General features: G+C 35.3%; 12 protein-coding genes. 4 read left to right on the top strand and 8 right to left on the bottom strand.

What is annotated here, in order from left to right; translation table 11 throughout:
- Window positions 1–1,789 (bottom strand): MSCRAMM family protein (locus tag AC1DKZ_RS22490; protein ID WP_476997070.1); only part of this gene is annotated, 1,789 nt, incomplete at its 3' end.
- Between the two features lie 409 nt (window positions 1,790–2,198).
- The gene (locus tag AC1DKZ_RS22485; protein ID WP_476997069.1) at window positions 2,199–3,071 is read right to left on the bottom strand and encodes a Cof-type HAD-IIB family hydrolase; all 873 of its coding nucleotides are present in this window, start codon (window positions 3,069–3,071) and stop codon (window positions 2,199–2,201) included.
- A gap of 134 nt (window positions 3,072–3,205) precedes the next feature.
- On the opposite strand from AC1DKZ_RS22485, the gene AC1DKZ_RS22480 reads away from it, so the two are divergent.
- Window positions 3,206–3,820, top strand: a complete 615-nt coding sequence (locus AC1DKZ_RS22480) for a DNA-3-methyladenine glycosylase (RefSeq protein WP_476997068.1) — start codon at window positions 3,206–3,208, stop codon at window positions 3,818–3,820.
- Between the two features lie 179 nt (window positions 3,821–3,999).
- Here AC1DKZ_RS22480 and AC1DKZ_RS22475 read toward each other — a convergent pair whose 3' ends face one another.
- From AC1DKZ_RS22475 to alsS, 4 genes are all read right to left on the bottom strand, one after another.
- Window positions 4,000–5,109: a glycosyltransferase gene (locus tag AC1DKZ_RS22475; RefSeq protein ID WP_476997067.1), complete on the bottom strand. Its 1,110-nt coding sequence runs from the start codon at window positions 5,107–5,109 to the stop codon at window positions 4,000–4,002.
- Window positions 5,110–5,159: 50 nt separating this feature from the next.
- On the bottom strand, window positions 5,160–6,239 hold the full coding sequence (locus tag AC1DKZ_RS22470; protein ID WP_476997066.1) for a tetratricopeptide repeat-containing glycosyltransferase family 2 protein: 1,080 nt from the start codon (window positions 6,237–6,239) through the stop codon (window positions 5,160–5,162).
- A gap of 218 nt (window positions 6,240–6,457) precedes the next feature.
- Window positions 6,458–7,216 carry an alpha-acetolactate decarboxylase gene (gene alsD / locus AC1DKZ_RS22465; protein ID WP_476997065.1) on the bottom strand — a complete coding sequence of 253 codons (759 nt, stop codon included), beginning with the start codon at window positions 7,214–7,216 and terminating at the stop codon, window positions 6,458–6,460.
- Window positions 7,217–7,232: 16 nt separating this feature from the next.
- Window positions 7,233–8,921, bottom strand: a complete 1,689-nt coding sequence (gene alsS / locus AC1DKZ_RS22460; RefSeq protein ID WP_476997064.1) for an acetolactate synthase AlsS — start codon at window positions 8,919–8,921, stop codon at window positions 7,233–7,235.
- Between the two features lie 400 nt (window positions 8,922–9,321).
- On the opposite strand from alsS, the gene AC1DKZ_RS22455 reads away from it, so the two are divergent.
- Window positions 9,322–9,879: an HAAS signaling domain-containing protein gene (locus tag AC1DKZ_RS22455; RefSeq protein WP_476997063.1), complete on the top strand. Its 558-nt coding sequence runs from the start codon at window positions 9,322–9,324 to the stop codon at window positions 9,877–9,879.
- A gap of 24 nt (window positions 9,880–9,903) precedes the next feature.
- Window positions 9,904–10,500, top strand: coding sequence for an NDxxF motif lipoprotein (locus tag AC1DKZ_RS22450; RefSeq protein ID WP_476997062.1), 597 nt, complete (start codon window positions 9,904–9,906; stop codon window positions 10,498–10,500).
- A 151-nt stretch (window positions 10,501–10,651) separates the two neighbouring features.
- On the opposite strand, the gene AC1DKZ_RS22445 is transcribed toward AC1DKZ_RS22450, so the two are convergent.
- Together AC1DKZ_RS22445 and AC1DKZ_RS22440 are read right to left on the bottom strand one after the other, a co-directional pair.
- Window positions 10,652–11,005 carry a YlbF/YmcA family competence regulator gene (locus AC1DKZ_RS22445; RefSeq protein ID WP_088035249.1) on the bottom strand — a complete coding sequence of 118 codons (354 nt, stop codon included), beginning with the start codon at window positions 11,003–11,005 and terminating at the stop codon, window positions 10,652–10,654.
- 143 nt (window positions 11,006–11,148) lie between these two features.
- A complete protein-coding gene (locus AC1DKZ_RS22440) occupies window positions 11,149–12,294 on the bottom strand; it encodes a DUF445 domain-containing protein (protein ID WP_476997061.1) in 1,146 nt (381 codons plus the stop codon).
- 125 nt (window positions 12,295–12,419) lie between these two features.
- Between AC1DKZ_RS22440 and AC1DKZ_RS22435 the strand changes: the two genes are divergently transcribed.
- Window positions 12,420–13,472 carry a YheC/YheD family protein gene (locus AC1DKZ_RS22435; RefSeq protein ID WP_476997060.1) on the top strand — a complete coding sequence of 351 codons (1,053 nt, stop codon included), beginning with the start codon at window positions 12,420–12,422 and terminating at the stop codon, window positions 13,470–13,472.
- Window positions 13,473–13,486: the final 14 nt, after the last annotated feature.

The following is a 13,486-nucleotide window of genomic DNA, read 5'->3' as shown; positions in this document are numbered from 1 at the left end:
ACTTATATCCTTGTGGTGCTTTCGTTTCTTTTAATGTGTACTTTCCTGGTTCTAATTTCGTAGATATTACTTTACCTGTTTTATCTGTTCGTAACGTATCTACTTTTTTACCATCTTTGTACACTTCAAATTCTGCGTCTGATAATAGTTTCTCTTTATCATTTGCATCTACTTTTACGATTTCAAATTGACCTGTAGCTTTTTCAACGATCTTTTTATTCAACACATCTACAGTCACTGTTTTATTAGCAGCTACATCAACATGAACTAAACTAGATGATAGTTCATAATCCTTTGGTGCTTCAACTTCTTTTAATGTATATGTTCCAACTGGAAGTTGTTTTGATAAAGCTTCACCTTTACCATCTGTAATAATTGTTTCGACAACGTTCCCATCTTTATCTATAACATCAAACTTTGCACCTGGTAGAAGTTGACCAGATTCACTATCTTTCTTCAATATTTTAAATTGACCATTCTCTACCTTTTTCGTATTCTTCATAACAATTTCAATTACCTTTGTATTATCAATTGTTACTTTTACTGGTGTATCAACTTTTATATATCCTTCTGGTGCACTAATTTCTTTTACAAAATAGTCACCAAGTGGTAAATCTTTAACTTCCGCAATACCCTCTTCGTTTGTTGTAACAGTAGCCACAACATTATTCTCTTTGTCTATAACATCAAATTTTGCGTCTTTTAAAACAATGTTTTCATCGTTTGCATCAACTTTTTTAATTTGTAAATTTCCTTTTTCAACTGATGGCTTTTTCCATTTCGGCCAGTTAAATTTAAAATTATGAACCTCAAATCCATCTCTTTGATGTAATCCCCCAACATAGGCTTGTCCATTAATAGAACCACCCTTTGTCTCTACAACAGCATTTGGAGCAAATACACTTCCTACTACGCCATATCCTTTTGTTGATATTTTTGTAGCATTCGGAAACACCCAAATTACTTTACTAGCTAACTCTGTAAAAGGTGAATTAGGATCATATGCTTGTGATGTATTAATTAAGTCTGTTGCCATCCCAGTATTTTTCGTATCGTACAAAATTGCACCGCTACCAAAATTCACTTCTTCTGCGTCTGAATAAATAACAATAAAGTCTTTGTTATTTACATTCGGAAGATAAACATCTCTTACATCAAATGTTTTCTTTCCTGTTAAGCCTGAAGAAACATAAATATTAGGATTGTTTACATCCTCTCCGATGCCAAAACTCATATTAGGTTTTGGTTTATCAGTATGTAATTGACTCGCATCTCCAATTACACCATCAACGTCTTTTCTAAATTCTTTGAACTTGGCATCAATCTCTGCTTGCTCTTTATAAGAGATACGGTCATAAGATGACTTCATTGCACCTTCTGGGTCACCATCTTTTGTCATCGCCACTGTTCCATCTTGGATGATTACTTGTCCTGCTCCCGCTTTCGTAAATTGACCACCTAGTAATAATGATGGATATCCTTCATCTTTCCATGTTGCTCCAGCTAAGTTGTTTGCTCCAGTTGCAGCCGCTAGGACTGTATAACTTGATGCGTTCATATTTTTTTGAACAGCCATCGCACCCTCAATATCCGCACTCGTTGCACTATGATCTCCAAAAATGATGGCGTTGTAATAAGATACATCACCTAAACCTTTTAATTCTGTTGTAGCTGCCTCTGCTTTAAATGGTAAATGGATTAAAAAATTCATACATATTAGTAATACAACTATAAAACTACTACTTATTTTTTTTACTTTTTGATTAAATGATTTCCTCAAGAAATTCATTCCCCCTTTTAAACTTCCTAAACCCACAAAAGAAGTACATTTCATATGTACCAAGTCTTACTCACATTAATTTAAAATAATCCATTTAAATAAAACAAAGAAACTCTACAACTAATTAATAAAATTACTACAATTCATTTTTGAGATAATACGTGAACTAAACTATCACGCGGAAATGTTTTTACGTACGGGAGCTCAATAAAATTAATCTGGAGAACATTTCATGTGGTGTAACTATTTCGGCAACATCATCCACTCTACAACAGTTTCCTAGAGTATTCAAGTGAATTGTATAGATTCCAGACGCAATTCACCCCCTGAAACGCTTTTATTTCTTATTGGAATATTGATTTAAACTTTTCAAATAAAGTCGACAAAAAAACGTAGCGAAAATGCTACGTTTCTTTTTTCATCGTTTCGGTGTATGTTTATGATTCTTTAAAAAAGGAAGCGGGAATTGCTTACGAAAATGCTCTTTAATCATATACTCTACGCCGTTCTCAGTATTAGAACGTGTAATCCAGTCTGCGGCTTTCTTTAATTCTACAGGAGCGTTCCCCATTGCTACCCCAAGCCCAACATTTTCAATTACCTCTAAGTCTTCTACGCTATCTCCAATCGCAACCATTTCACTAAGGTTAATATTTAAATGCTCCCCAAGTAATTGTAAACCACGTAGTTTTGATACATTTTGAGGGAGAATTTCTATACGTCTCTCATCACACTCAACGTACTCCACATCTTGAAATGCCTTTCTTAACGTATTCATCCCTCTTTCTTTTTCACCTTTCGTATGGAAAACAATATCAATTTTTGGTGCAGCTACTGGATGATCACGCAGTGCATCCCCTAGCGAATCTACAAATTGAACCGGATAAAATAATGGATCTGCGCTTGATAATACAGTACGCGCAATTAAGTTTGGTGTATTTCTCTCACGATTCCCAATTGAATATCGTTCATGAGAAATGCGAACATTACAATCAAAATGCTCTAACACTTGCACGATATTAAAGGTTTTCTCTTCAGATAATCTCCTTTGAGCGAACGGCTTATCTAACGTTGCTGAAACGAAAGCACCACCATGTGTAACTAATATAGAATCTAATTTTAACGCCTTCGCTATTTTATGAGCAGATTGAAAATTACGATTCGTAAACAATGTAACGTATACATCTTTTCTTTTCACAAAGTCAATTGTCTCCCGTAACCCTTTTGCGATTTTTCCGTTGTTGTATAGTAGTGTCCCATCTATATTAAGAGCTAGTAAGCGATAAATCATGTCGCACTCCCCCTCTTCGCTGTTGTACTCTATCCATAATTTATGAAATAAATGTAGTAAATAGAACGAGTTAGAATTACTACTGAAAATTTGGTTTACTATATACATATACAACTGGCAAAGGAGATAGTACAATGCAGGCACCACCTTCTTTTTATGAAGGCGATACGTTAGTAGTCGCAAAGAAGTTACTCGGACATAAACTCGTTCATATTGTAGACGGCATAAAGCGGAGCGGAATTATTGTAGAAGTAGAAGCATACAAAGGTCCAGATGATAAGGCCGCTCATAGTTACGGAGGCAGACGGACTAATCGAACAGAAGTAATGTTCGGCGCACCAGGACATGCTTACGTATATTTAATTTACGGCATGTATCATTGCTTTAACGTAATTACAGCACCAATCGGCACCCCGCAAGGAGTTCTCATTCGTGCTCTTGTACCTGTAGATGGAATCGAAGACATGAAACTAGCGCGCTACAATAAAACTGACATTACGAAAGCTCAGTATAAAAACTTAACAAATGGCCCCGGAAAACTATGCGGCGCGCTCGGAATCACTTTAGAAGAGCGCGGCGTATCACTTCAAAGTGATACGTTACATATTGAATTAGTTCCTGAAGAAGACCATTTATCATCCACACATAACATACTAGCTGGTCCTCGTATTAACATTGATTATGCAGAAGAAGCCGTTCACTATCCATGGCGGTTTTATTATGAAAAGCACCCGTTTGTTTCAAAATAAAGAAGCTATCCTATAAGTAAGTGAAACCAACTTATAGGATAGCTCTTTTTTCGTAATTCATCACACGTCGAAAAGCCGAAATCCGGGATCGGATTTCGGTTTTGTTTCTATAAAAGAAACCGTTGTTCCTCCAACATTGCCAAATACAGTTCATCTCCAAAGAGAAAATCTTAAAAGCATTATTTTTTTAATGCATAATAATTTTCCAAATTGAATTTCGACATAACGAAAGTTCCTGTTGGCGTTAAAAGTTGTGCCATAGATTGTATGACATGCGGTAATTTCGCTGGCTCAATGGGATGTGATAGTAGGATGTACTGAAATTTTTCATCTATAAATACCTCATGTAACTTGTCATACGCAGCAGAAGTTGTAGGAGCTACCCTATTTGCAAGAGCTGCCGCTTTTTCATTACTTTCTGCTCCGAATAAAGAAACTGCCTGATAACACCCTTTCATTTTTAATAAAGTGGCACCACATCCAGCTCCTATATGAAGAATATTTACTTTATCAGGTGCAAATCGCTCTAAAATCGCTAGTAAATCACAATGAATGTATAAACTTTCACCATAAAATCCCCATTTTTCATACAATTTTATATTATTCGCATGTAAACAAACAGAAAATTTAACACTATCTTCTTTCCATGAGACACTTCCGTAGTGATGAATAAATGTATCTTTACATAAATACAATTTATAACCTTTTTCAAACATTCTTAGTGACAAATCATCATCTTCATAATTCCCCGGTGTAAATCGTTCATCTAATAATCCAACTTCATCTAACACTGATTTTTTTATAAGCATACAGAATCCGATTAATTTCATACGTTCTTCCCATTTATCTTTATCACTTTGATTATATAAAGTTGCAAACTTCTGCATTCCTTCAATATCTTTATAAAAAGTTTGTATAGCAGTATAGTAAGCGGCATTATTAGTTACGGGCCCTACCGCTCCAGCATCCTTACTTTCATATAAACAACGAATTAAGTTGCTTAGCCAATTTTCAGTTACGACCACATCATTATTCAATAATAAAATATTGTCACCTTTTGCCTCTTTAATTCCCTGATTGCATCCCTTTGGAAAACCCATATTCTCCGCATTTTCCACTAGCATAATATCCGATTGTTTTTGTAACCATTCTACAGTACCATCTGTTGACGCGTTGTCCACAACTATTAACTCATACTCTTGTTCCACTGTATAAGTTCTAATACTTTGGATGCATTCTTTTGTATATTGTAATTGATTATGAGTCAATATAATTATACTTGTGAGCATGAATCAAACTCCTCTCAGCAGCCAAAATGATTATCTAGTATTATTAAATATTATTTTTCCGATAAACTATCAAAATATTTTCTATTATATTCAATGCTTGGATTATTAGGTATGAACTGTGCAGCTTGTTCGTTATGATAAATTGCCTTTTCATGTTCTTTTATTCGATCATAACAAATACATAGTTGAATATGCGGCAACCATGTATGACACTCTTCTCGGACAAACGGCGAATCCTTTGGCCTGGGCCCGTCAATTGCTGCATGATACCAATATATCGCTTTAGAATATTCCCCCTGTTGCAAAAATACACGTCCTAAGTGGCAACAAAGTTCTCCTCTAGGCGTGTCATACGTAAATGATTGCAAACAAGACTGTATAGATTTTTTTAAGTCCCCCAATTCTAAATAACATTCGGCTCTTTTTAAACAAGCTTGAATGTTATCTTCAACCCAACCCTTTTCTTCATCTAAAAACCTAGAATACCCCTTAACAGCCTTATCAAATAATCTGTGATCCTTACATTCATTTGCATAATAGTACACATCGCGGGGGCTAAACTCTTTTCCACTCTCAAGATGTTTTTCATATATTTTCAAATTACGATTAGTATATGCTTTTTCTTTTTTATGACTTACCCCTACGTCACTATTTATAAGATTTCCATACACCTCTAAATATTCATGAACAAATCCATACCATTGAAAATTTTTACTTCTGTTGACTAATCGATATCTCCTTAAAGAATGTGTTGGATTTCCTTCTATATCAAAAGTTAAATAATATTTCATAGATACTGCATCCGTACTACGATCTAACGTATGTTTTAACTGCAACAATTTCTTTATATCTTCCGTATCTATTATGTCATCTGCGTCTAGCCAAAGAATATATTCTTTTGTAGCTTTAGAAAACGCAAAATTTCGTGCCGCTGAAAAATCTTCAATCCATTGAAAATCATAAACTTTCGCGTCGTACTTCTTCACAATTTCTTTTGTAGCATCTGTTGAACCTGTATCTACAATAATAATTTCATCCACAACACTTTTAACCGATTCTAAGCATTTTGATATAGTTTGTTCTTCATCTTTTACAATCATGCATAAACTAATAGTAATGGAGTTTTCCATCATATCCCCCCTATCCTTTTGATGTATATGTTTGGAGAGAAATTTATATTTCTTTTGCTTCAAAATTGAGTTTTCATTTTACAAAAGAAACATAATGAGGCGGTGCAGTGAAATTGGATAGGGGAATTTCACTCGAAGATTGCAAATCAATGAAAAAAACCGAAGCCTGAACAAGACTTCGGTTCTTTATATAGAGAATACATAATTTCGATTCCTTTTTACTCCGCACCTTCCGCGGCCGCAATATCATTCTCTAAGTTTTCTCTTGATAATTCCGCCGCCATAAAATCAGCTGTTTCAGGAAGTGCTAAATGCATATGAGCTTTTTGACAAATTTGGATCGTACAGTTTTCTACAACATAGTCGAAAACATGTCCTCCCCCGCTTCTTTCATCATCAATGTAATGTAAGTGGAAACCAGCCACACCAATACCTTGCGCGTAATCTGGTGTCCAAAATCCAGCTAGCGTACCTTCTGTATCTTTAAATGAAAAGATCGGTTGTGATTTCGTCACTTCAACGAGCGGCGTATACGGTTTTTCTTGTCTTGGAACAGTTCTCGTTCTTACTTCACGGAACGTACCATCCATTCGAATACCATAAAATAAGTTTTTACTTGGCATTAATTCATGTAATAACGCTTCAACTTCTTCGCGATTCATCGGATGCTCTACCGTATAACTCATTTCTTTTTCAAAAAACGTTACAGTCGCAAACGGTGTTGTTTCCTCTGGCTCTACTTTTTCTGCGGAGCCGTCTGAACGTAAATGGTAAAATTCGTTATCAAACGCGATCATTTCACCATCTAATTGATCAAATGTGCCGATGCCGAAATCACCACGTTCTTTCAATTCCTCAAAGCTAATCACACCATCATATATACCATCTAATAGCGCAAGCATTGTAGATGTTTGATATACTTCATTATTCGTTTTCGTTCTTTTTGCATCAATATCAATTAATTGCGCAACAGTCATCTCACTCATGCCCCCATTAGTTTAATTGGTTTGGTAATAGTTTCTCGCTTAATTTAATGTTGTCACGATAGTCAATTGGAATATCAATAATGACAGGACCGTCTGCTTCTAATGCCGTTTTCAATACATCTTCTAATTCATCTGGTGTATTGACACGAAGACCTAACGCCCCGAAACTTTCCGCATATTTCACAAGATCGACATCGCCAAACTCTGTAGCTGATGTTCTACCGTATTTCATCATTTGTTGGAACGCAACCATATCATATGTACCGTCTCTCCAAACGAGATGGACAACCGGTGCATTTAAACGTACCGCTGTTTCTAACTCCATCGAAGAGAATAAGAAACCACCGTCACCTGACACTGAAACAACTTTTTTACCCGGCTCAACTAAAGTAGCGGCAATTGCCCAAGGAAGTGCAACACCTAACGTTTGCATACCGTTACTAAATAATAGTCTACGTGGTTCATAAGAACGGAAACATCTTGCCATCCAAATAGAATGGGAACCGATGTCACATGTAACGGTTGTATCGTCACTAATTAAAGAACGAAGTGTACGAATGACTTGAAGTGGATGCGTAACACCTTCTGAAGCACGATTTGGAACTTCTGCTTGCTCTGATAATTTCAAGCGTAATCGTTCTAAAACTGCTTCTGATTTCGTATTTAATACAAGCTTCGGTAATTTCTCTGCAATGCTATTTACAGTTAAAGCGATATCACCAATTAATTCACGCTCTGGTTGGTAATCATGATCGATATCTGCTTGGTGATCATCAAGGTGAATAATTGTTCTATCGCCAAGTTTATTCCAGAATTTCGGATCATACTCAATTGGGTCATAGCCGATAGAAATAACAAGATCCGCTTCTTCTAGTAAAATATCACCTGGTTGGTTACGGAATAATCCAACGCGGCCGAAGAAATGATCTTCTAACTCACGTGAAATCGCGCCAGCTGCTTGATATGTTTCAACAACAGGAAGTTCTGTATCCGCAATTAACTCACGAACTGCTTTCGTCACTTCATTGGTGCTTGCTCTCATACCGAGTAAAATAACTGGTAATTTTGCTGATTTTATTTTTTCTACTACGTATTCAATATGATTTGTGGGAGCGATTCCAAGCTGTGGCTTAGAAAGCGCACCGATAGATTCTACTGTCGTTTCCGCAGTCATAACGTCTTGCGGAAGACTTACAAGTGTTGCTCCTGGATTTGTAGAAGTAGCACTTCGAAATGCATTAGTAAGTGCTTCTGGTACATTATCAGGATGCTCGACTTCTACGCTATATTTAGTGATTGGTTCGAATAATGCAGCATTATCCATAGATTGATGCGTACGTTTTAATCGATCTGTACGCGGAACTGCACCAGCTAAAGCAACAACGGGATCACTCTCCGCATTCGCAGTAACAAGACCTGTCGCTAAATTTGATGTCCCTGGTCCTGAAGTTACAAGACATACGCCCGGTTTCCCTGTTAATCTACCAATAGCAGCTGCCATAAATGCTGCGTTTTGTTCATGACGACAAACAATTAACTCTGGTCCTCTTTCTTGCAGTACATCAAATACAGAATCAATCTTCGCTCCTGGAATACCGAAAACATGTGTAACACCTTGTTTAATTAAACAATCAACAACAAGATCTGCTCCTCTTGTTTTTGTTTTCACGTCGTTTGCTTTTACACCTGTACTCAAACTAATCATTCCTTTATTTCATAATGTGTGTAATAAAGATTTTTAATTTCACCTAGTTAATTAATGTGGTGAAGTATTGTTTATCATTATATTACAAATGCATTATTTTTCCAACAATATTAATTTGACAGTTTTTTGACAACCTCTAAGGAATACGCTTACAACCCTTTGTTTATCCTAAAATAATATTTTTATATCTCCTCTAAAAATGCACGAAAAAATTCCATCTAATCACAGTATTAATAAGATTATAGTACCTTGCAAAGAACACTACTAAATGATATATTTGTAAATATTGGAATACCCAATAATTGGAACGCACCTTGTAATTCGTATCCCCCTTTTCAAAAGATAGGATTCTCAGCTGTAATTCATCATTTTATAAAGGAAAGTGATTGTTATGAACAAAAGTGAATTTTTGGAACAACTTAGTTCTTCCTTGCGGAATATGCCTAATGCAGAAAAGAAAGATATTATTTCAGAGTATGAAACTCATTTTATCAGTGCTAAACAGGATGGAAAATCTGAAGAAGAAATTTCTAGAAAACTAGGAAACCCTAACACTATTGCTAAAGAACTTAATGTTTCCTATGCAATACAAAACGCGGACAATAAACGAAGCTTCAAAAATATGATAACCGCACTATTTTCTGTTATGAGCTTAAGTGTTTTAAACTTTGCCTTTATCATTATCGCCTTTTTCGTACTACTCTTTTTATTACCGATTCTTCTAGCACTTATAATTGCCACTCCATTATTAATCATTTCACCTATTTTATTAATAGGGTTAGGATTTTTTAAAGGATTTCATCAAATTAGTTATTCCGATGTTTATAATGTGTTCATCGCTTTTTGCATCGGCTTACTCATATCCGTAATATCTTACCAAATGATAAAACATATATACGCACTTTTAGTAAAATATTTGAAATGGAATGTAGCTATTTTACAAAGATAATAATGAATGTAAAAGGAGATTAAAATGAAGAAATATACTTTATATCTACTCATGTTACTTACAATTTTATTTCTATCAGCTTGTTCAAATAGTGCACAACATAAGGAAGAAAACGATGTACAATCTATTAAAGATGTAACGATTAAAATTCCAGAAACTATATTCACTTCCTCAAAAAAGAATGAAACGATTAACGAAGATGAAATGAAAAAAAATATAAAAACGTATTTAAATTATAGCGGAGAGTTATACGAAAACATCGTTCCACTTTCGTCAGCCATGTCTGACGAGAATGTCACGGAATCCGACCGAGAGAAATTAAAACAACTAGTAGATTTAGCAAAACAAAATGATGCGAATTTCCATACTTTTATTAGTAACAATACGATCCCCAATGATTACAAACAGCCTTCGAAGGAAATTCATGATTTTATTTCAGCATCTACGGCACTTTCAGTAGAACTAGATCAAGAAATAGAAAAAATCGCTCAAGATGGTAACTTATTCAAGACCGATTTTTCTTTTACAAAGCGCTTTGAGAAAGTTAATGGTAGAAAGCAAAAAGAGATTGAAAAGTTTTTGAAAGAAAAAAATATTAGAACTGAGTATTTCAACAAGTAATTATATATATAAGAGAAATTGAAAGATACATCATATATTCCCGTCAAAATAGTCACTAACACATGGCTATTTCGGCGGGAATTTTTTTGTGGAAGGACTTTCAAATTACCCACAAAAAAAAACGCCCCCATACTAGGAGCGTCTTCCATCATTACGCTTGTTGCGCGCTATATAATTCTTCAAGTGGCTTCATGATGATTTTGTTAACGTCAGTGATAACGATGTTTAAACGTTGCTCAGTTTCCATTAACTTTGTGATTTTTGCATCTTGTTGAATGCGAGTTACAACTTCTTGTGCTTTTTGGTTATCTTCTTCAGTGATTTCTTGACCTTGCATCATTTTTTGTTGTAAGCCAAGTTGCATCGCGCGGAACTCTTCGAATAAGTTCTTTGACTCTGCATCTCCTTGTACTGCTGCGTAGCTTGCTTTTAATGTTTGGAAATCTTCGTTTTCAGCGATTGTTTTTTGTAATTCATATGCAACATCATGAATGTTTTTTGTCATTTTATTTTTCCTCCTTTAGAAGGCTAGCGCTTTTCGCTCACACTGCCTTTTAAGTGCATTTACATACGCACCTCTTCTTACCATATCAAACTATGCATGAGATGGGAAGAAATTTCACTTTTATTTCTATACACCCATCTTTATTACTTAAGGAACAAGAGTAACAAGCCTTGAATAAATCCAATTGTCCCCCCTAATAACGCCCCTAAATATGTAATCATTTTTAACTCATTTTTTGTAATGGACAATACGAGATCTTCTAGTCTCTCTGTTGAAAATGTAGATACTTCCTGCTGGACAATTTCCGCAAGCTGTAGATTTCCCAATATACTTCCCACATTTTCTGTCCCCCACTTCAAGCCTTTCTCTACTACGCTAGGGACCACTTTTTCAACGATTGTTTCTCGAACTGGCTCACATACTTGCTGAACAGACTGATTTAAAAATCTACTCACTGTTTCCTCTACTTTAACTGCTGACAATATGGAGTTCACAATCATTTCTTTCTCTACGAACGTTTCTAATTCTTTTACGTCTCTTCCTTTTAACTTTTCCCACTCTTTTTGCAGTACATCAGTTAACAGACGCTCTGTTCCATCTTGTCCTAAAAACTTAATGACTTCCGGCTGCACGCGATCAACTAAACTTACATTCCCTAAAAACATACCAACTAAGTTAAGCATCGTCCCGCGAGAAGCGAAAAAGTCATCAATCATTTTTGAAAGGCGTTCCTTTCCTTCTTCACTTTCCAAAAAGCTAATTCCTCTTTTTAAAATAAAAGATGCTACATTCGGAATCGCATTCTCTACTTTTTCATGAACAGAATGAGGTAACGCCTGTTCCCATGTATATGTATAGTGCTCTGCTAAAAATGCATGAATTTTTTCTGTAATAACATGCTCGATTTTCCCGATCGCCTCTTCTTCTACATGTTCTAAATTCCATTTTTCTAACATATCCCGTAACGACTGTTCATTTGTAATTACTTTATCAACTTCCACCTGTGTCCAGCGAATTAAACTGGTTTGAAACTCTTTATTTGTTAGTTTTTTTCCGATTCCTTCTGGTGTTAACAAATGGTCTACAACCATTTTACCTAATTGAACAGCAAGCTCATCGCGGCGCTTCGGAATTAACCCTGGCGTAAATGGAACCTGAAACTTCCCAATATAAATCGGACGATGAGGACGAAATAACATTTTTATCGCTAAATGATTTGTGTATCCTCCAATAATTGCCCCGAGCCCTGTCGTTATTAACATATTTAACCATATATTCATCATAATCAACCTTTCACTTCTCCAAAACTATAGCATATCATCATACGGACAAAAGTATAATGGTATAAAAACGTATTTGCAATATATAGCTTCGCCTATAATGCAAACATCTTATTACTAAAGGAGTGATTTCGTTGGTTCTTGGTCTTTTAACTTCCGGGCTCCATCACGAGCAAACGTATTACACCGAAATCGCTAAGCGAGCTCGTCTTTATCATAACGTCGTTGCCCAATTCACACCGTTTAGCATTGATTCAAAGACAGATCTTGTTTCTGGTCTTATTTACGATACAGATACAGGAAATTGGATAGATCAAACCTTTCCCATTCCTTCATATATATATGATCGTTGTCATTTCAAAGAGGATGAGGAATTCCAACAAGCAAATGCGATTATTCATTCATTACACAAACGTTCTTCCACTACTTTTTTAAACAACACACTTATTAACCCAAGCGATTTGCACAATCTTTTTCTTACTAATAAACGTCTTTCCCCTTACGTACCAAAAATAATAAAAGGAACAGTACAAGGAATTTTTAAATTACTACTAGAAACAAGAGATATTATTATAAGACCAATCAATATACACTCCAATGAAAATTTATATCGGGCCACTTACAAAAGTAAAACATTTCATATCGAGACAATAAATGAACAACATCATACTTCTACTCAATTCAAACGAACAGATGAATTTATATCATGGTGCAAATCGAACATACACTCATTCCGTTATATGATTCATCCAATGTTACAACCTCCAAATCAACTATCATATCCGATTCATATTCGAACCATTATGCAAAAAAATAAAGAACAGAATTGGAAAGTGCTCGGTCAATTTATACAAAAATCTTCATTCCCAGCACAATTTTTACTTTCAGCAACAGAACGTTCTATGTTACATCCATTTTCTAAAATTAAATATTTACTTTCTCCAACTGGCGTCCAATTATTAAAAGATGCTTTACATGATGTTGTAACCGAAGTTTTTAAAACACTCGATCAGTCCTATTCTTCATTATTTGAACTAGAGCTTTCTACCATTATGGATCAAAAAGGTGCCATTTGGCTTATGTACGTCAATACGATGCCATCTTACGAAGTTTATACTAGGTACAACGACGAACTGGCTGAACAAATTTTTCATGGTCCATTAAAGTTTAGCCGATTTACACCATAACGAAAGGAGGAAAT

The organism is Bacillus sp. 05T21, from assembly GCF_056396785.1.
The sequence above is the reverse complement of the archived record's forward strand: the minus strand, read 5'-3'. Positions and strand labels throughout refer to the sequence as shown.

Coding starts and splice junctions, on each gene's coding strand:
- AC1DKZ_RS22485 (WP_476997069.1), bottom strand. CDS start 3,071: ATGATTTATCGCTTACTAGCTCTTAATATAGATGGGACACTACTATAC.
- AC1DKZ_RS22480 (WP_476997068.1), top strand. CDS start 3,206: ATGCAGGCACCACCTTCTTTTTATGAAGGCGATACGTTAGTAGTCGCA.
- AC1DKZ_RS22475 (WP_476997067.1), bottom strand. CDS start 5,109: ATGCTCACAAGTATAATTATATTGACTCATAATCAATTACAATATACA.
- AC1DKZ_RS22470 (WP_476997066.1), bottom strand. CDS start 6,239: ATGGAAAACTCCATTACTATTAGTTTATGCATGATTGTAAAAGATGAA.
- alsD (WP_476997065.1), bottom strand. CDS start 7,216: ATGACTGTTGCGCAATTAATTGATATTGATGCAAAAAGAACGAAAACG.
- AC1DKZ_RS22455 (WP_476997063.1), top strand. CDS start 9,322: ATGAACAAAAGTGAATTTTTGGAACAACTTAGTTCTTCCTTGCGGAAT.
- AC1DKZ_RS22450 (WP_476997062.1), top strand. CDS start 9,904: ATGAAGAAATATACTTTATATCTACTCATGTTACTTACAATTTTATTT.
- AC1DKZ_RS22445 (WP_088035249.1), bottom strand. CDS start 11,005: ATGACAAAAAACATTCATGATGTTGCATATGAATTACAAAAAACAATC.